At 59.3% G+C, this 17247-nt stretch carries 16 protein-coding genes and 4 pseudogenes; 12 read left to right on the top strand and 8 right to left on the bottom strand.

All coding sequences use genetic code 11. The features are described 5' to 3' along the window. The first annotated feature begins 295 nt into the window (after positions 1-295). On the top strand, positions 296-625 hold the full coding sequence (locus tag LOY38_RS16660; protein ID WP_258696177.1) for a hypothetical protein: 330 nt from the start codon (positions 296-298) through the stop codon (positions 623-625). A gap of 152 nt (positions 626-777) precedes the next feature. Further along, positions 778-1080, top strand: a complete 303-nt coding sequence (locus LOY38_RS16665) for a hypothetical protein (RefSeq protein ID WP_258696178.1) — start codon at positions 778-780, stop codon at positions 1078-1080. 1 nt (position 1081) lies between these two features. On the opposite strand, the gene cynR is transcribed toward LOY38_RS16665, so the two are convergent. Next, entirely contained in the window at positions 1082-1966 is an 885-nt protein-coding gene (gene cynR / locus LOY38_RS16670; RefSeq protein ID WP_258696179.1) for a transcriptional regulator CynR, read from the bottom strand. A 117-nt stretch (positions 1967-2083) separates the two neighbouring features. On the opposite strand from cynR, the gene cynS reads away from it, so the two are divergent. Together cynS and LOY38_RS16680 are read left to right on the top strand one after the other, a co-directional pair. After that, positions 2084-2551, top strand: a complete 468-nt coding sequence (gene cynS, locus LOY38_RS16675; protein ID WP_258696180.1) for a cyanase — start codon at positions 2084-2086, stop codon at positions 2549-2551. Between the two features lie 173 nt (positions 2552-2724). Beyond that, positions 2725-3384 carry a carbonic anhydrase gene (locus tag LOY38_RS16680; protein WP_258696181.1) on the top strand — a complete coding sequence of 220 codons (660 nt, stop codon included), beginning with the start codon at positions 2725-2727 and terminating at the stop codon, positions 3382-3384. 4 nt (positions 3385-3388) lie between these two features. Here the strand turns inward: LOY38_RS16680 and LOY38_RS16685 are convergent, their stop codons facing one another. The 4 genes from LOY38_RS16685 to glsB all read right to left on the bottom strand — a co-directional run bounded on the left by LOY38_RS16685 (position 3389) and on the right by glsB (position 7691). Further along, positions 3389-3739, bottom strand: coding sequence for a BON domain-containing protein (locus LOY38_RS16685; RefSeq protein WP_258696182.1), 351 nt, complete (start codon positions 3737-3739; stop codon positions 3389-3391). Between the two features lie 256 nt (positions 3740-3995). Continuing rightward, on the bottom strand, positions 3996-5498 hold the full coding sequence (locus LOY38_RS16690; protein ID WP_258696183.1) for an aldehyde dehydrogenase family protein: 1503 nt from the start codon (positions 5496-5498) through the stop codon (positions 3996-3998). A gap of 83 nt (positions 5499-5581) precedes the next feature. After that, positions 5582-6694, bottom strand: a complete 1113-nt coding sequence (locus tag LOY38_RS16695) for a DUF3616 domain-containing protein (protein ID WP_258696184.1) — start codon at positions 6692-6694, stop codon at positions 5582-5584. A gap of 88 nt (positions 6695-6782) precedes the next feature. Next, positions 6783-7691, bottom strand: coding sequence for a glutaminase B (glsB, locus tag LOY38_RS16700; RefSeq protein WP_258696185.1), 909 nt, complete (start codon positions 7689-7691; stop codon positions 6783-6785). Between the two features lie 228 nt (positions 7692-7919). On the opposite strand from glsB, the gene LOY38_RS16705 reads away from it, so the two are divergent. The 8 genes and pseudogenes from LOY38_RS16705 to LOY38_RS16740 all read left to right on the top strand — a co-directional run. Further along, positions 7920-8054, top strand: coding sequence for a hypothetical protein (locus LOY38_RS16705; RefSeq protein ID WP_258696186.1), 135 nt, complete (start codon positions 7920-7922; stop codon positions 8052-8054). A 42-nt stretch (positions 8055-8096) separates the two neighbouring features. Beyond that, positions 8097-8612, top strand: a complete 516-nt coding sequence (locus LOY38_RS16710) for a DoxX family protein (RefSeq protein WP_258696187.1) — start codon at positions 8097-8099, stop codon at positions 8610-8612. Between the two features lie 47 nt (positions 8613-8659). Next, entirely contained in the window at positions 8660-9358 is a 699-nt protein-coding gene (locus LOY38_RS16715; RefSeq protein ID WP_258696188.1) for a dienelactone hydrolase family protein, read from the top strand. Positions 9359-9419: 61 nt separating this feature from the next. Further along, positions 9420-10610, top strand: coding sequence for an MFS transporter (locus LOY38_RS16720; RefSeq protein ID WP_258696189.1), 1191 nt, complete (start codon positions 9420-9422; stop codon positions 10608-10610). A gap of 138 nt (positions 10611-10748) precedes the next feature. Continuing rightward, positions 10749-11325 (top strand): annotated as a pseudogene (locus LOY38_RS16725) (helix-turn-helix domain-containing protein). Between the two features lie 500 nt (positions 11326-11825). Further along, a pseudogene (locus LOY38_RS16730) lies at positions 11826-12134 on the top strand (transposase); the annotation flags it as partial. A gap of 73 nt (positions 12135-12207) precedes the next feature. Continuing rightward, on the top strand, positions 12208-13833 hold the full coding sequence (locus LOY38_RS16735; protein ID WP_258696190.1) for a methyl-accepting chemotaxis protein: 1626 nt from the start codon (positions 12208-12210) through the stop codon (positions 13831-13833). Between the two features lie 260 nt (positions 13834-14093). Further along, positions 14094-14651, top strand: a pseudogene (locus LOY38_RS16740) (IS5 family transposase); the annotation flags it as partial. A gap of 70 nt (positions 14652-14721) precedes the next feature. On the opposite strand, the pseudogene LOY38_RS30205 reads toward LOY38_RS16740, so the two are convergent. From LOY38_RS30205 to LOY38_RS16755, 3 genes and pseudogenes are all read right to left on the bottom strand, one after another. Then, positions 14722-14820: pseudogene (locus LOY38_RS30205) on the bottom strand (chromate resistance protein ChrB domain-containing protein); the annotation flags it as partial. Between the two features lie 83 nt (positions 14821-14903). Next, positions 14904-16262 carry a chromate efflux transporter gene (gene chrA, locus LOY38_RS16750; protein ID WP_258696192.1) on the bottom strand — a complete coding sequence of 453 codons (1359 nt, stop codon included), beginning with the start codon at positions 16260-16262 and terminating at the stop codon, positions 14904-14906. After that, positions 16255-17199, bottom strand: a complete 945-nt coding sequence (locus LOY38_RS16755; RefSeq protein ID WP_258696193.1) for a chromate resistance protein — start codon at positions 17197-17199, stop codon at positions 16255-16257. The genes chrA and LOY38_RS16755 overlap by 8 nt, the downstream gene beginning before the upstream one ends. Between the last annotated feature and the right edge of the window lie 48 nt (positions 17200-17247).

A 17247-nucleotide genomic window follows, 5' to 3' on the forward strand; every position in this document is an offset into this window, starting at 1 on the left:
CCTGGCCTGAACGTCCAGTACAAGGACGAGAAGCGCTGGCGATCAATCCTCATGAAGCTTGTGGCCGACCCTGAAAACGTCGGCAGTGGCCTCCAGGTTTTCGCTGCTTCTCTTCGTTGTGACGCTATTGCGTAGCAGTTATTCAACACGACTACATGCAACAGATGCGCGACCCCGTCGTATTGACGGTCGACCGCTGACGTCCTGGTTTCGGTGCCAGGGATCAACTAACCGATGGGCTACCTGTATTAGCGAATCAACTTTGAAAGATCACCAAATGGTCAAGGGGCTTACAATGAATCTGAACAATCAACCTACTGTCGAAGAACTGGCTCGCTTGTTCGCTGCGCAAAAAGACAGCCAAGACAGTCATATTCTGTGGATCAGCAAATCGGGCCAGGTTCATATCGACTGCCTGTCGCCCCACGCCCACGAAGAAGCGTTCGACCAGAACAACCAGAACCTGCTCGCCCGACTGAAGATGTACCGTCGCGGCCAGGGTTATGTCGGCAAGAAAGCCGCGGCCGACAAGGACTTCATCGGCAATGTGCTGCAAACGCTGAAACAGGCGTGGGCTTCGATGCAGAACCAGAACGAAGTACGGGTGATTGATCGGTTGTACTGATCTCTCCCAAACACAAGAAGGCCCCGCTCGTTTTATCGAGCGGGGCCTTCTTGTGTTTGTGGCGCATGCACCTCTAACCTCACGCTGAGTCAAAAGAACACAGCTATGGTTAACACAGCGCTGGACATCGGTTTATCCGCTGGAGGTCTGCGATGAAAAGAACCCTGACATTCATGCTACTGGCATTGGCGAGTGCGGCCCATGCGAACAGCGTCCCCGGCGTTCCCGCCTTCGATGTGGACTGCCCCGGGAAAATCATGGTCCACGCCGACCAGGATGGCCCGGTGATGATCAACAGCAAAGAAGCCCAGACCAAAATGATCAACGATCGCCTTTTCGAGGCCAAGGGGCCGGACGTGACGATCTCGATCAGCATCGCCGATGACGACTCGGTCGCCGTGACCTACACCAGCAAGAAAGGCGGCAATGGCATCTGCCAGTCAGTGGATGATTGATCTACTGAGTGGCGCTGCCAGACATCACCAGGTTCGCGAACGCCACTGACGCGGCACTGTGATAGTTGTTCTTCCTGCGCAGCAATGCCGCGTCGCGCCGGGGGGCTTCGCCCTGTAATTCAATCCGGCGCAATGCCCGTTCCACGGTGGCGATGGGCTCTGGAAGGATGGTGGCCATCGGCGTGTGACGAATGACCTCCAGCAACGTACTCACCGAGTTCACCTCGATCGCCACCTTGGGCGTGATGTTCTGTTGCCGAAAATATTCGTCGATGGAAGATCGGGTGATGAAGTCCGGTGTCAGCAACGCGAACTCCAGCTGCGCCATCTCCTTTGGCAGCAGCGGGCTCTGGCGCTCGTACAACGGATGACCGTTCCCGACCATTACGCCCAGGGTCTCGACAAACGCCGGCAGGCACTCGATGTCGGGGCTCCTCACCGGGGTAAAGGCAATGGCGATGTCCAGCGAGTCGTCGAGCAGCCCGGCCTCGATGTCGTCCATCGATAGCTCGAAAATCTGCAGATGGATGTTCGCAAACTTCGCCACGTAGTCGCGCACCAGCGGCCCCACCAGATACGCCATGAAGGTTGGCGTCATGGCCAGTCGCAAGGTGCCGCGAGACAAGTCCTTCACGTCATGCAGCGCGCGTTTCCCCGCTTCAAGCTCCACCAACACCCGACGAGCGCATTCGATGTAGGCCTGCCCCGCATCGGTCGGCTTGACCGTGCGCGAGGTGCGGTCGAACAGGCTGACGCCCAGGGTGTCCTCCAGTTGCCGGATCTGCTGGGACAGCGTCGGTTGAGAGACGTGTAACGCCTCAGCGGCACGGGTGAAACCGCCGTGGTCGGCGACCGCCAGCAAGTAGCGCAAATGTCGGAGCAGCATGGGCACACCATCTATAGGCAGAACTTATGCAAAGCATTGTATATCGATCTTGGACGCTATGAATAAATCGACCGAAGATGGCTCCACTTTCCAGCCACAACCGATAGGAGTCACACCATGCAACAGTCCCACGCTTACCAGGACCCAAGTCTGGCCCTGACCACGTCGATCCTCGATGCCAAGGCGCGCAAAAATCTGTCCTGGCAGGATCTGACCGACGGCACCGGCCTGGGCCTGGCCTACGTCACCGCCGCCCTGCTCGGCCAGCATCCGCTGCCGGAAGCCGCCGCCAAAGTGGTCGGCGAGAAACTCGAGCTGGACGCCGACACCGTGGCCCGCTTGCAGATCATCCCGCTGCGCGGCAGCCTCTCCGGTGTTCCGACCGACCCGACCATCTACCGCTTCCACGAGATGATCCAGATCTACGGCACCACCCTCAAAGCGCTGGTTCACGAGCAATTCGGCGACGGCATTATCAGTGCGATCAACTTCAAGCTGGACCTGAAAAAGGTCGAAGACCCGGAAGGCGGTTCCCGCGCGGTGATTACTCTGGACGGCAAGTTCCTGCCGCTGCGTCCCTTCTGAAACAACCCAGTCAATTCAGGTGCGGAACCTGCGGGCTTGCTCGCGAAGAGGGAGTGTCAGTCAACACTGATGTCGCCTGACACACCGTTTTCGCGAGCGAGCCCACATGGATTGCACTTGACTGATCAGCGATTAGGCATCAGCCCCCCTCACTCATTGCAAGGAAGTCAGCCATGAAAGCGCTCATCGAAGGTTTATTGAAGTTCCAGAACGAAGCCTTCCCACAACGTACCGACCTGTTCAGACACTTGGCCACTACCCAGCATCCCGGCACCCTGTTCATCACCTGTTCCGACAGCCGCGTGGTGCCGGAACTGCTGACCCAGCAAGAGCCCGGCGAACTGTTCGTGGTGCGCAATGCCGGCAATATCGTGCCCTCCTACAGCCCGCATCCCGGCGGTGTGTCGGCCACGGTCGAATATGCAGTCGCGGTATTGGGCGTGACGGACATCGTGATTTGCGGGCATTCGGACTGTGGCGCAATGACCGCCATTGCCCAGTGCAAATGCATGGATCACCTGCCCGCCGTCAGCGGTTGGCTGCAGCACGCCGAGTCGGCCAAGGTGATCAACGAATCCCGCCCTCATGCCAGCGACGCGGCCAAGGTGAGTTCGATGGTGCGGGAAAACGTGATCGCCCAACTGGCGAACATCCAGACCCACCCGAGCGTGCGCCTGGCCCAGGAAAAAGGCCTGCTGAACCTGCATGGCTGGGTCTATGACATCGAGACCGGTTCGGTCGATGCCCTGGATGCCGACAGCCGCACGTTCGTGTCGCTGGCCGAGCACCCGGGCACCTGCGCCGTTTATGGCAAAGCGGTCGAAGCCGCCTGAAGGGTCATTTGTCGTCCGTCTTGGCTGACGATTGTGGCCGACGCTCAGGAGTGTCTTCGGCATTGGGCGCTTCTGGAAAATGTCCTGGTGTGAACACATGAGTAAGCAATTCGCTGGCATCGATGTCGACGACACCAGGCACCGAGCGAGCCAGAGCAACAGCCTGCTCACACTGCCGATGGGTGTTGACGCGACCGTTCAATGCCACCCTGCCCGCATGGGTTTTGACATGGACATTCAGGCCAAGGGTGGATTCAGCCAATGCCAGGGCCGACTTCACCCTGGCGGTAATCCACGTGTCGTGAACGACCGTTTCCAGGTCATGAGAGTAATGTTGAAAGGAATGAAGTTTCATGGCGCAACCCTCCCTCACGTAATCAGAGGCACTGCCCGTCCCCACGCAGACACGGACATACATTAAGTATAGTGCGGACGTTGCAGTCGAGGGGGCAGCCCCTAATGCCGGTAAGTTAATAAGAGCGACGAAAATCCTGTGGGAGCGTGGCTTGCCCGCGAAGAATGCACCGCGGTTTTTCAGGTATTACGCGTCATCGTTCTTCGCGGGCAAGCCACGCTCCCACAGGTTTGCGTGGCTGTTTTGGAGTACCGTCTCAGCGTTTGACCGACAGATCCGTCTGGGTCATGCGGCTACGAATCGTGAACACACCATCGCCCGAGAGAATCGCGCTACGCGCAAACAGCCGGCCGCTCTCCCAGTTCGAAAGCCCCAGTTCCGGCTTGTTCAGCGCGTACTGTCCGTCGACCCAGCGGGTAATCCCGTTGCCGACAAAAGGCGCGTTGACCGCGTTGTAGAAACGCTCCTGCGCCAACGCATCTTCACTGATCAGCGACACGGTGAATTGCGGGCTGTAACGGTTGAACAAGGCGATGGCCTGGTCCAGGTCGTCGACGACTTGCAGGCTGACTTCCGGGGTTTCTTCCCATTCCCACTCGCGGCCCAATTGGGCCTCGGGCAGCGGTTCGGCCAGCGCTTCGGTCTGATAGCCTTCGGCGCGGTACACCTCAACGCTCGCGGTCCGCCAATCGCCAGGCAAATGCTGTTCGCTGCCCTCGACGATATGTAGCTTGCAGCCCTGGCCCCGTGCGGTGCCGGCCTGTTGCAGTGCGTCGAGAAACAGCGGCACCAGTTCGCCAGCGCGCTCGCGCTGGATCAGGCAAACGTTCAGGGTGTTGCAGACTTTGCGGTCCAGCGAGTTGCGCACCACGGCGGCAAAGCGCTGGGCGTCGGCGTGTTTGTCGGCGATCAGCCAAGCACCACCGGTGCCGTGCAGGCTGACGGCGGTACCAGCCTGTTGCGCGATGCTGCCCAACTGGCTGACCGCACGTCCCGAACCACGGGCCACGGCCAGCGACAAGCGCCGGTCGGCGAACATTGCCCAGCCGGCGGCGTGATTGACGCTTTCGACCAGTGACACCGCGCCGCTCGGCAGCCCGGCGTCGGCCAGTGCCGGATTCAACGCATGGGTGACGATGGCCTGGGCGGTGCCCAACGCGTCGCTGCCAATGCGCAGCACCGCCGTGTTACCGGTGCGCAATACACCGGCGGCGTCGGCGAATACATTCGGCCGGCCTTCGAATACAAAAGCGACGATACCCAGCGGCGACACCACTTGCTCGACTTTCCAGCCGTCGTGCTCGACGCAGCTCACGACCTTGCCACGGGTGGCCGGAGCATCGCGCCAGGCCCGCAGGCCTGCGATCATGTCGCCGCGCATGCGTTCATCGGCCAGCAACCGTGTGGTGGATCGCCCGCGCGCCTTGGCTCGCTCGATGTCGGCCAGGTTGGCGGCCGCAATCAAGGCCCAGCATTCCGGGGTTTCCAGGCGCTGCGCAAAGCGATCGAAGAACGCGCTGATGGCGTGATCCGAAACGCTGGACATCGCGGCGAACGCCGCTTCGGCGCGCTCGATGGCGACCGCCGCCGCTTGCTGGTCCGCCACCGGGATCAGCAACAACTCGCCGCTGACCTGCTCCACCAGAAGATGGTCGCCGGGCTGAAAGCGCGCCGCCAGTTCGGGGCTGACCACAGTGACACGATTACCGGCAAAAGGGATCGGCGTGCCAGCGACTAGACGTTCGAGCGCAAGAGACATGAAACGGTTTCACCATGCAGGAGAGCGGCCAGAAAATGTATAGGAAAATCCGTGGAGCGTCATTCACTGGGGCGCAGTAGCGGTTACTTTTTAGCAAGTCGAAATACATCTTGCTCCAGGCGATTGCGCCCCTGTTTGCGCCACCTGGCGTTCGCGTCATAGACCACCAGCAGCAAGGGCTCTTCTACGCCCGCGGTGCTGACAAAGGTCAGTCCTTCGGCATGATCGCGGCCTTTATCCTCTCCTTGCCCGTAAGGAACCTCCAGGACCGGCGTCAATTGTTCACTGAAGACAAAACTCTCGCCTGTTGGCCTGGCGCCGTCGAGCCATCGAAATACGCTGACAGGCCCGTCGAGGTTCATTGTCGGCCCGGCCAGGATCAACATGTCGTCACCATCGATGCATAAGTCCCTGACGCCGAGTCCGCCCAACTGGAGAAAATGTTTTCGATATTTTCGCCCCCCAGGCCCGATTTTTTTCAGCGTCAGCGTGTGGACGGCCTTGGGATGGTCTTCCGGTTCGATCTCCAGAACAATGGTCCAGCCCCGCAGCACAGGCCCTCGCAACCCGATAAAAACACGCTTGCCGTTGATCTCGAGACCTTCGGTATCGAACCCGTTGTCCTTGCCGGGAATGTGCAGAAATGCCCCTACATGCTCGTCATCCTTGAGCTCATCGAGCAATTCGTTACCCAGTTGATTGCCGGCCAATTGGGCGGCAACTCGATCATCGCTGGCGGGGCTCCTTACCAAAGTGAACGTCCCGTTTTCTTCGACCACCGGAATCCGGGCCAGGAGAAAACGATTGCCATCGCTGCTGACAGTTGCCAGACGCGCGGCGTTTTTCTTCAGGGACTTGGTGCTGTCGGGCTTTTCCCGTTTCAGGCTGTGAGAACCCACAATCCAGAGATACCCTGTGTCGCGGTCGTAGCTCATGCCTTCCAGGTCTGCTTCAACGAATTCTTCGCCAATCGTCGGGATGACCGGCAGGACTAACAGGGACGCCAACGAGAACTGTTTGTGCTGGTCAAACAGAAATTCGCCCGCACCGACGGGCTCACGCAGGGTGAGGCGCTCCAGGCTCAAGGATTCATCATTGGCGACCCACAGGGTATTGCCTATCTGGACTACGGCAGACAACCCTTTGCGCAAATGCGTGTCATTGAAGACTAGAAGCGCGGAACCGAACTTCACCATGAAGTCACCCGCTCCTTCACCCGCTCGGGTGAGTCAAAGAATGCCTGCTTCACGGTAGCGGTCATCGAGCGCTAGTCAAGACAGGCCATCAGAACACCGACCAGCCGATTCGCTGACTCAGCAACTCCAGCGCCGCCATGCCAGCGAGGGAGTTGCCGGCGGCGTTCAATTCCGGAGACCAGACGCACACCGTGAATTGCCCCGGCACTACCGCGACGATGCCCCCGCCCACGCCGCTCTTGCCCGGCAGACCGACGCGATAGGCAAAGTTGCCCGCTTCGTCGTACAGCCCGCTGGTGGCCATGATCGAGTTGACTTGCTGGGTCTGACGGGCGCTGAGGATCTGTGCGCCGCTGTGTTTGCAGAAGCCGTCGTTGGCCAGGAAGCAGAACGCCCGGGCCAGATCCACGCAACTCATGCGCAGCGCGCAATGGCTGAAATAGCTGCGCAGTACCGCTTCGACATCGTTATGGAAGTTGCCGAACGACTGCATCAGGTAAGCCATGGCCGCGTTACGCGCGCGGTGCTGGTACTCCGACTCGGCGACCTTGCCATCCACCATGACGTTCGGGTTACCGGACAGTCGGCGGACAAAATCGCGCATCGACAACGCCGGCGCGGCAAAGCGCGATTGATTGATGTCGCAAATCACCAGCGCACCGGCGTTGATGAAGGGATTGCGCGGGCGCCCGCGTTCGAATTCCAGCTGCACCAGCGAGTTGAACGGCTGGCCGGACGGCTCGTGGCCCAGGCGTTCCCATATCGCTTCGCCGGAATGCTCGATGGCCTGCACCAGGCTGAACACCTTTGAAATACTCTGCACCGAAAACGGCGTATCGACGTCTCCGGCGCAAAACAGCTCGCCGTCGTTGCCATACACGGCAATGCCCAACTGATTGGCCGGCACCGTGCCGAGGGCAGGAATGTAGTCAGCCACTTTGCCCTGACCGATCAACGGTCGGACTGCGTCAAGGATCTCGTTCAACAGCGCTTGCATGCCGGGTTCCGAAGTCTCGCCCCATGGGATTGCGGGGACACTGTCGCTAGACGTCGCTGGTCGACGTCGGATCACAGTTTTGTATAGGAATGTATCTGTCACGGCCCGGGATACACCAACTTGCACCGGGCGACCTTTCAGACATACCACCCACACACCCGATTGAAACACTCCTGCCATCCGCTGACCACCGGCAAACCGGGTCGGCCCATGCTCAGGAGTGTTGTCATGATAACTCAAGTCCCCCGTTACCGCGGCTGGTCACTGTTTGGCCTGCTGTTCTCGGCAATCGTCATTCGGCTGCCGGGCAAGATCGCGCTGAAGTACAAAAGGCCCGCCAGAAACACACCATTGACCGAATAAAACCTCAACACCACCCACAATGAACTCCCGGAGCTCAAGCCCATGAACACCTCTATCTCATCGGCCGTCCAAGGCCTGCACCTGACCCTCGACCGTGCCGGCAGCTGGATCGCCCCCCTCACCCTGCGGCTGTTTCTGGCCTGGGAGTTTTTCGAGTCAGGCCTGGAAAAATGGAACGGCCAGAACTGGTTCGCCGACCTCCAGGACCGCTTCCCGTTTCCCTTCAACCACGTGACCGCCACGCTGAATTGGGAACTGGCGATGTGGGCCGAACTGATCTGCGCCCTCACCTTGCTGGCAGGCCTTGGGACGCGGCTCTCGGCGATTATTCTGGTCGTGGTCACTGTCGTCGCCACCGCTGCCGTTCACTGGCCGGACGATTGGTCTACATTGAGTGAACTTGCCCAGGGTTATGCCATCAGCAACAAAGGCCACGGCAACTTCAAACTGCCGCTGATCTACCTCGCAGCCCTCATGCCGTTGTTGCTCTCGGGGGCCGGCAAACTCAGCATGGACGCGTTGTTGGCTCGACTCTTCTGGCGGCGCAGTCACCGCTGATACGCCAGCGTCTCGATAACCCACCCAACTTGTGTAAAGGAGCCATCATGAGCGTAACCACCCAATGGATCGAGATCAGCAGCGCCGAAGGCGCATTCGGCGCTTACCTGGCTATCCCACACACCCGTAAAGGGCCGGGGATCGTGCTGATTCAGGAAATCTTCGGCGTCAACGAGCACATCCGCTCGGTCGCCGAGCAATACGCCGCCGACGGCTATCTGGTCATAGCGCCGGACCTGTTCTGGCGCCACGGCCACCGTATCGAACTGGGCTACGACGAAGCCGGCTGGAAACGTGCCGTCGAGCTGATGAACGCCACCGACCGCTACAAGGCCCAGGCCGACATCAAACTGGCCATCGACGCCCTGAAGGCGCATCCGGGGTTGGACGGCAGGATCGCTTCCATCGGTTTCTGCTTCGGCGGCATGCTGTCGTACAACACCGCAGCCAACGGTTTCGTGGACGTGGCAATCGCCTACTACGGCGGCGGCATTCAGAACCAACTGGATCGGGCCGGTGAAATCAAGGTGCCTACGCTGATGCACTTCGGCGAACAGGACAGCCACATTCCCATCGATGCCGTGAAACAAATCGCCGAGCGTTTCGAGTTCAACGACGACGTCGATATCGAGGTTTATCCGGGGGCCGAACATGGCTTCAACTGCTCACACCGTGACAGCTACAACCAGCGGGCGGCGGCTGAGGCGCATGGCAATACGTTGCTCTTTCTCAGCCAGAACCTTTAAGGGCTGATCGCCGGGGTTAGCGACATGAACAATCGGTGAGCATTCAACCCCGGAAGCGAACATGGACAAATACCTCTCAAAGCCCAGACCGACCTCACTGCGTATCCCCTCCACGGTCTGGGCCCTGGGTTTTGTCAGCCTGTTCATGGACCTGTCTTCGGAGCTGGTGCACAGCCTGCTGCCAGTGTTTCTGGTCACGACGTTAGGTGCGAGCGCATTGACCGTCGGGGTGATCGAGGGCATCGCCGAGGCGACCGCGATGCTGATCAAGATATTCTCCGGCGCCATCAGCGACTTTATCGGCCGGCGCAAAGGCTTGCTGTTGATGGGTTATGGTCTGGCGGCGTTGTCGAAGCCACTCTTCCCCCTCGCGCAGTCGGTAGACTTGGTGTTCACCGCACGCTTTCTGGACCGCATCGGCAAAGGCATCCGTGGCGCGCCGCGCGATGCGCTGGTCGCCGATGTCGCACCCGCCGAAATCCGTGGCGCCTGCTTTGGCTTGCGCCAGTCGATGGACACCGTGGGGGCGATTCTTGGGCCGGTTCTGGCGATCGTGTTGATGCTCTGGCTCGGGCAGATCCATCTGGTGCTGTGGTTTGCGGTGATCCCGGCGGTGATATCGGTGGCGCTGATTGTCGGCGGGGTCAAAGAACCGAGCGATGGTGCTGGCGAACGCGCCTTTCGCTCGCCCATCCACTGGAAGGTTCTGCGTGAGTTTTCACGCAGTTATTGGTGGGTGGTGATCGTCGGCGGGCTCTTCACCCTGGCCCGTTTCAGCGAGGCTTTTCTGGTGTTGAAGGCACAGGAAGCAGGCCTGACGGCCACCTGGGTGCCGATGGTGATGGTGGTCATGTCGCTGCTTTATGCGGTTTCCGCCTACCCGGCCGGCTGGTTGTCCGACCGGATCAGCCGCACCAAACTGCTGTGTGTCGGCATGGGGCTGCTGATCCTGGCGGACCTGCTGCTGGCGCAAGCGGATTCAATCATGACCCTGCTGCTGGGCGTTGCCCTGTGGGGCCTGCACATGGGTTTCAGCCAGGGCATTCTCGCGACGCTGATCGCCGACACCGCGCCCGAACAGCTCAGGGGCACGGCGTTCGGCCTGTTCAATCTGATCAGCGGCGTGTGCCTGTTGATCGCCAGTGTGCTGGCCGGCGCGCTGTGGCAGACCTCAGGCTCCGCCAGCACCTTCGTTGCCGGGGCGGTGCTGGCGGCTGCGGCGCTGTTGTTGCTTGTGCTGCGCAAGCCCTGATGCCGGTCAATCAAGCCGCGACGCCGGCCTGCAGGCCTTTCAGTGGGTCCAGACCGCCCATTCGACCGAGACCCGTCACGCGTGAACGCGCAGCAACCCTCGCGTTTTCTGGTAAGCGCAGACGAACCCGTGACGGACTTGAATAACCTCGAACCCGATCTGCGAGCGGGTCGCGCAGAACCTGCAACGGCTGCGGGGCAAGCGTCATCTGTCCCTGGACGCCCTCGCCCGGTAATGCGGTGTGAGTCGGGCCATGCTGGCGCAGATCGAGTCCGGACGCAGCGTGCCGTCGATCAAAGTGCTGTGCAAAATTGCCAAAGGCTTGAAGGTATCGGTGGCGGCGTTTCTCGAGCACCGGGCCTTCGAAGGTGTGGCCGTGCTGTCGGCGAGCCAGAGCAAACGCCTGGTCAGCGCCAACGGAACCTTCGTTAGCCGCGCCCTGTTCCCGTTCGACGTGGCACGCCAATCGGAATTTTACGAACTGCGCCTGAGCCCGCTGGGCGAAGACCGCTCCGAGGGGCATGGCCCCGGTGTGCAGGAAAACCTGGTGGTGTGGCAGGGCGTACTGGAAATCAGCGTCAACGATGAACGCTACTTGCTGTCCACCGGCGACTCGATCCTGTTCTACGCCGATCAGCCCCACCGCTATCGCAACCCTGCCGACAGTGAAGCCGTGGCTTATCTGGTGGTGACCTATCCGGAACGCCTGGACTAAACACCTGAAGCCCGCTTGTATAGTAGGACTTGAAGGGAGGAGGAACAAAGCCCCCGTAACCATAAGGTCGCGGGGGCTTTTTTGTGCTGTTGCAGGGATCAGCAGGTGCAGCACATCATTGGCATTGGCATCTGCATGGCGTTCATCATGGTCTAACTCCCTAAACGATTCGATAGTTGGACGAAGCTGATGGGGCGGATTCTAAGGACTGGCAAAGGGACGACAAGATGATGGCCGAGCAGCAGGATTTGATGTTGAAACCGCTCTGGTTTGGGCTTTGAACTTATTCCACAAGTGCAGCAACAGAGGTTTTTTTGATCTTTTATGGCCGTCGGACAGCCCCTTATAGTGGCCAGCTGTTCACTTAAGAGAACTCCGAAGAAGACTTCCTGATTTTGGCAAAACACAGACTCCACCCGCCGAGTTTTCCGATGAAGCAAATGACTTTCGCCGATGCCGAGTACGCTGGCAAACGCAAGCAGACCCGTAAAGAGTAGTTCCTGATCGAGATGGATCAGGTGGTGCCCTGGAAGGGCCTGATTGCTTTGATCGAGCCACACTATCCGAAGGGCGAAGGTGGCCGTCCGGCGTATCCGTTGATGGCGATGCTATGTGTCCACCTGATGCAAAACTGGTTCGGCTACAGCGATCCAACGATGGAAGAGGCACTGTACGAGACTACTATTCTGCACCAGTTTGCTGGGGTGAGCCTGGAGCGTGTTCCCGACGAAACCACCATCCTCAACTTCCGTCGCCTGCTGGAAAAGCACGAGCTGGCGGCAGAGATTCTGGGCGTGATCAATGGCTATAGTTCTATGACTTTCAGTCGATAGCGTGGAATGACAGCTACGAAGTACCGATAGTCTTTATAAGAGAGTAAAAATGAACGTCAGGACAATGAACCTCGCTCCAAGGGCTGCGGTATTTTTCTCACTCATTATCCTGGTGGTTTTTGCACTGGGCATTGTCGCTGTGCTGCAAATGGGCAAGCTCCGAGAGTCCGAACAAGATGTAGAAAACAATTGGATGGCGAGTGTTCGTGAGATCGGTAAGATGAAGGCGGGTACCTTGCGTCTGCGCTTGGAAAGCATCCGCACTACTGTGACAACCGAAGAGCAGAAACGGCAAACCCAAATCGCTGCCTTGAGCGGCTATCGAAACGCTCTCCAGAGCACCCTCACCAATTATGTTCCTTTGATCTCGGGGCCGGCGGAGCGGGAGCTGTACCAGGCGGTCGCAACCGATGCGCAGGAGTACTTCAAACTGCTGGATGGGTTGGAGCCGCTGCTGCGAAGCGGTGATAATGCCGCTGCAATCGCTTTGATCAATACCCGCATCGCCCCTATGACCAACTCCCTGCAGGATAAGATGGACAAACTCTCGGACTTCAACGACGAGGGGGCCAAGCGTGCGGGTATCAATGCCTCGTCTGTCTACGGCAGTGGCGTGACGCTGGTGATTGCCCTGCTGGCGGCTACCGTGCTGCTCACCATCGTGCTGGCCACCGTGCTGACCCGCAGCATCACTTCGCCGATCAGTGATGCTCTGGCAGTGGCTGAACGCATCGCCGGCAGTGACTTGTCCAGGGACATTGGGGCCAGTGGCCGCGATGAAGCCGGTCGCCTGTTGGCAGCACTGTCGAAGATGCAGGCGAATCTACGGGAAACCATCGCCCACATCGCCGACTCCTCTACCCAACTGGCTTCGGCCTCGGAAGAAATGATGGCGGTGACGGAAGACGCCAGTCGCGGGCTGGTGCGGCAGAACGACGAGGTCAATCAGGCGGCCACGGCGGTGACTGAAATGAGCGCCGCAGTGGACGAGGTCGCACGCAATGCCGAAGCCGCCGCGCAATCTTCCCGCGAGTCCATGGAGTTCACCCGCTCCGGTATCGAGAACGTGGCGCAGACCTTGAAAGCCATCGAAGGCCTGGCCGGCAACGTGTCCAGCACCGGTGAGCAGGTCAAGGCCTTGTCCAGCAGGGCGCAGGACATCAGCAAAGTGGTTGAAGTGATTCGGGCCATTGCCGAGCAAACCAACCTGCTGGCACTGAACGCGGCCATCGAAGCCGCGCGCGCCGGCGAACAAGGACGCGGGTTCGCGGTGGTGGCCGATGAAGTACGGGCACTGGCCCACCGAACCCAGCAGTCGACCCAGGAAATCGAGCAGATGATCACGGCGATTCAGGCGGACTCGACCCAAGCGGTGAGCGCGATGAACATCAGTACGGAGATGGCCAACAACTCGATCTCAGTGGCGCAGAATGCGGATGTTTCGCTCAAGCAGATCGCTCAGGCCATTACCCAGATCAACGAGCGCAACCTGCTGATCGCCACCGCCTCTGAAGAGCAGGCCCAAGTGGCCCGTGAGGCCGACCAGAACCTGACCAGCATTCGCGAGCTGTCCATCCAGAGCTCGGCGGGCGCCAGCCAGACCGCCAGTGCATGCGGTGAGATGGCCAATCTGGCGACTGAGCTGAATCGCTTGGTTGCGCGTTTCAAGGTTTAACAGCCGCTTCAGTCTTGGCCTGCGGCCGCCCGACGTTAATCACCCTGACGTCGGTCGGGCCGCTGGTCTGTATTCGATCAATGAACAAGACCGTAGGAATCTTGAGCGGTTATTGCCCTTGCCCTGTCCGCCACTGAATGACCTCCAACACCGCACAACTCTCCCGGGTGAGCAGGTGGCAGCAGCTGGCCCCACTCTGAAAAAGACTTTCATCTCTGGTGAAATACCCCTTCTCCCACGAATCGAACGGTTGAGCCCCGATGAAACAGATGTCCTTCGCCGATGCCGAGTACGCCGGCAAACGTAAGCAGACCTGCCGCGAGCGCTTCCTGATCGAGATGGATCAGGCGGTGCCCTGGAAGGGCCTGATTGCCTTGATCGAGCCACGCTATCCGAAGGGCGAAGGCGGCCGTCCGGCGTATCCGTTGATGGCCATGTTGCGGGTTCATCTGATGCAGAACTGGTTCGGCTACAGCGATCCGGCGATGGAAGAATCACTGTATGAAACGACGATTCTGCGCCAGTTCGCGGGATTGAATCTGGATCGGATTCCCGATGAAACGACGATCCTCAACTTCCGGCGTTTGCTGGAAAAACATGAGTTGGCGGGCGGGTTTTTGCAGGTCATCAATGGCTATCTGGGGGATCGTGGTTTGATGCTGCGCCAAGGCACGGTGGTCGATGCGACGATCATTCATGCACCGAGTTCGACCAAGAACAAGGACGGCAAACGAGATCCCGAAATGCATCAGACGAAGAAAGGAAACCAATATTTCTTCGGGATGAAAGCGCACATCGGCGTCGATGCCGATCTGGGCTTCTGCGCAAACGGGCCTCTTCACATCTGCGAAGGCCAGTTATGTGATTCACCTTGGCATTCCTTGCACCAACGTATAAAAACTCGGCCTGTGGATCGATAAAGCGAGTGATCAGCCAGGGACAGGCAATGCGGTCGATCTTCGGTCGTTCACGGGTAATCCACCTCATGGGACACCTCCTGCCTGGCTCAGCAGGCTGGGTGATCTGGCAGGCCCAATGCCCGCCAGAGATCGTTAATCAATTCGTGCTCTCTAGCGCAGCAGATGCACGGCCAAGCCGGCGAGCGCACAGGCCATCAGCACCTGAATGACGCCACGCTTGAAGCGCAACAGAGCGATTGCCGCTGCAATGGCGATGAATGCAGAGGGCCAATCAAGGTTGCCGCTGAAGCCCTTCGGCCACAGCACGTGATAACCGAAGAAACACGCCAGATTAAGAATCACGCCGACCACCGCCGCTGTAATGGCAGTCAGTGGTGCAGTGAACTTGAGTTCGTTGTGGGTCGATTCCACCAGCGGTCCACCTGCAAGGATGAACAGGAACGAGGGCAGGAAGGTGAACCATGTCACCAGGGCGGCGGCGACAGCCCCAGCCAGAAACACATGATCGGCACCGAAAACCTGCAAAACATAAGCACCTATGAACCCCACGAAGGCCACCACCATGATCAGTGGCCCTGGCGTGGTCTCCCCCAGCGCCAAGCCATCGATCATCTGAGTCGGCGTCAACCAACCATAGTGACCGACCGCGCCCTGGTAGACATACGGGAGCACAGCGTAGGCCCCGCCAAAGGTGAGCAACGCGGCCTTGGTAAAGAACCAGCCCATCTGGGTCAAGGTACCTTCCCAGCCAAAGAGTGCGGTCAGGAGTCCCATCGGCAATGCCCATAACGCGGCGCCGATCAGTGCGAGCGACGTCAGTTTCAACCAACTGAAACGGGCATGCTCCGGAGGCGGGGTGTCGTCATCGATCAAGGTCAGGCCGAAGGACTTTTTGGCGGCGCTATGGCCGCCGGTTCTGAACTTTTCCGGAGCCAGGCGACCACCGAAGTAACCGATTAATGCCGCCCCCAACACGATCAGCGGGAAGGGAATATTGAACGCGAAAATCGCGGTAAACGACGCCGCCGCTAGCGCCCACAGCCAATTATTCTTCAATGCCCGAGAGCCGATCCGATGCGCCGCCTGCACCACAATGGCTGTCACAGCAGGCTTGATCCCATAGAAGAGTCCGGCCACCACCGGTACTTCGCCAAAGGCGATGTACATCCACGACAAAGCAATCAGGATGAACAGTGAGGGCAGCACAAACAGCACCCCGGCAATCACGCCTCCCCAGGTGCGATGCATCAACCAACCGATGTAGGTCGCCAGTTGCTGAGCCTCTGGCCCAGGCAGCAACATGCAGTAGTTGAGCGCATGGAGAAAGCGTCGTTCCGAGATCCACCGCCGCCGTTCTACCAGCTCCTGGTGCATGATCGAAATCTGCCCTGCCGGCCCACCGAAACTGATAAAGCCAAGCTTCAGCCAGAACCAGAATGCCTCACGCAAACTGATTGCCTCCGGCCTCGGTAGATCCTCTTCAACCGCTGATGCCAACACCTTACTCATTGGGTTGTTCCTCTTTCACAAACTCGGCAAGCAGGCCATCGAAAATGGCGCTCGCAGCAGCCAGCAAATGGTCGTCGTGGCTAATCGTTTCGCGTAGACCTGCCAGTACTCGCTCGATGCCGGCAGCCTCCACTGGCTGAATCCCGCCGACATCAAGGTAATGCACTAACGCCGCGATGCGGTTCAGGCCGGGCTCTTTAAGTTCAAAGCTGGCTTGCAAGGTTTCGAAGGTCACACGGTTGCCGACATGACTGAAAGTCGCCTCATCGAAGTCAAAACCCAGCGAATCGGCCGGACAGTCCTGCGGGCTGTCCAGCCAGAGAATCCGAGCGTGGGGATCGATGAAGCGCCGAATCATCCAGGCACATGCCAGGCGGTCAACCCAGGGACGCTTGCGGGTTGCCCAGACACGACCTTGATAGTCGCCACGGTTGAGTGCCGTTACCGGCTGGTCGCGGCTACGGGGTTCATCGGCAGACAACGCTCTGCTGACGGCCGTCTCAAGCTCCTGCAAAGCGGCGTCTATCTGCTGCTTCGGCTTACCTGGGAAGTAATCGATGTGGGTCAGCTGATCGTAGGTCTTGCGCAGTTTGCGAATGTGTTTGGCGGTGGCCGATGCGTTTTCAGGATGGAGCTGCCCGCGGCATTCTTCGATCTCTGCACGTAGCTTGCTGTAGTCATCACTACGGTCGAACAACTCGACAAAGCGCTGACCCTCCTGATCGACGACGGGCAGGATGTAAGCGGTGCCATTGATGGCCAGGATGTCGCGCTCGACAGACGCCAGAGCTTCGCGACAGACACCGGTATCAGGCAATAGATAGGCACCATCGCGCAGAACCGCCGCACCTGAAGCTTTCAGAGCACGCCAGGCTCGCATGCGCTCGGTGGCGTTCGCGGTGGGTAAACCAAGAATCAGTGCCAGCCAATTTTCCATGTAGTGTCAGCTATTTATTTTGTAGTATTTATTACGCTAACTTCTATT

Origin of the sequence: Pseudomonas sp. B21-015 (assembly GCF_024749285.1) — a bacterium.
GTDB lineage: Bacteria > Pseudomonadota > Gammaproteobacteria > Pseudomonadales > Pseudomonadaceae > Aquipseudomonas.

Bases quoted from the DNA above. Each gene is read 5' to 3' on its own strand.
- LOY38_RS16660 (WP_258696177.1), top strand. From the start codon at position 296: ATGAATCTGAACAATCAACCTACTGTCGAAGAACTGGCTCGCTTGTTC.
- LOY38_RS16665 (WP_258696178.1), top strand. From the start codon at position 778: ATGAAAAGAACCCTGACATTCATGCTACTGGCATTGGCGAGTGCGGCC.
- cynR (WP_258696179.1), bottom strand. From the start codon at position 1,966: ATGCTGCTCCGACATTTGCGCTACTTGCTGGCGGTCGCCGACCACGGC.
- cynS (WP_258696180.1), top strand. From the start codon at position 2,084: ATGCAACAGTCCCACGCTTACCAGGACCCAAGTCTGGCCCTGACCACG.
- LOY38_RS16680 (WP_258696181.1), top strand. From the start codon at position 2,725: ATGAAAGCGCTCATCGAAGGTTTATTGAAGTTCCAGAACGAAGCCTTC.
- LOY38_RS16685 (WP_258696182.1), bottom strand. From the start codon at position 3,739: ATGAAACTTCATTCCTTTCAACATTACTCTCATGACCTGGAAACGGTC.
- LOY38_RS16690 (WP_258696183.1), bottom strand. From the start codon at position 5,498: ATGTCTCTTGCGCTCGAACGTCTAGTCGCTGGCACGCCGATCCCTTTT.
- LOY38_RS16695 (WP_258696184.1), bottom strand. From the start codon at position 6,694: ATGGTGAAGTTCGGTTCCGCGCTTCTAGTCTTCAATGACACGCATTTG.
- glsB (WP_258696185.1), bottom strand. From the start codon at position 7,691: ATGCAAGCGCTGTTGAACGAGATCCTTGACGCAGTCCGACCGTTGATC.
- LOY38_RS16705 (WP_258696186.1), top strand. From the start codon at position 7,920: ATGATAACTCAAGTCCCCCGTTACCGCGGCTGGTCACTGTTTGGCCTG.
- LOY38_RS16710 (WP_258696187.1), top strand. From the start codon at position 8,097: ATGAACACCTCTATCTCATCGGCCGTCCAAGGCCTGCACCTGACCCTC.
- LOY38_RS16715 (WP_258696188.1), top strand. From the start codon at position 8,660: ATGAGCGTAACCACCCAATGGATCGAGATCAGCAGCGCCGAAGGCGCA.
- LOY38_RS16720 (WP_258696189.1), top strand. From the start codon at position 9,420: ATGGACAAATACCTCTCAAAGCCCAGACCGACCTCACTGCGTATCCCC.
- LOY38_RS16735 (WP_258696190.1), top strand. From the start codon at position 12,208: ATGAACGTCAGGACAATGAACCTCGCTCCAAGGGCTGCGGTATTTTTC.
- chrA (WP_258696192.1), bottom strand. From the start codon at position 16,262: ATGAGTAAGGTGTTGGCATCAGCGGTTGAAGAGGATCTACCGAGGCCG.
- LOY38_RS16755 (WP_258696193.1), bottom strand. From the start codon at position 17,199: ATGGAAAATTGGCTGGCACTGATTCTTGGTTTACCCACCGCGAACGCC.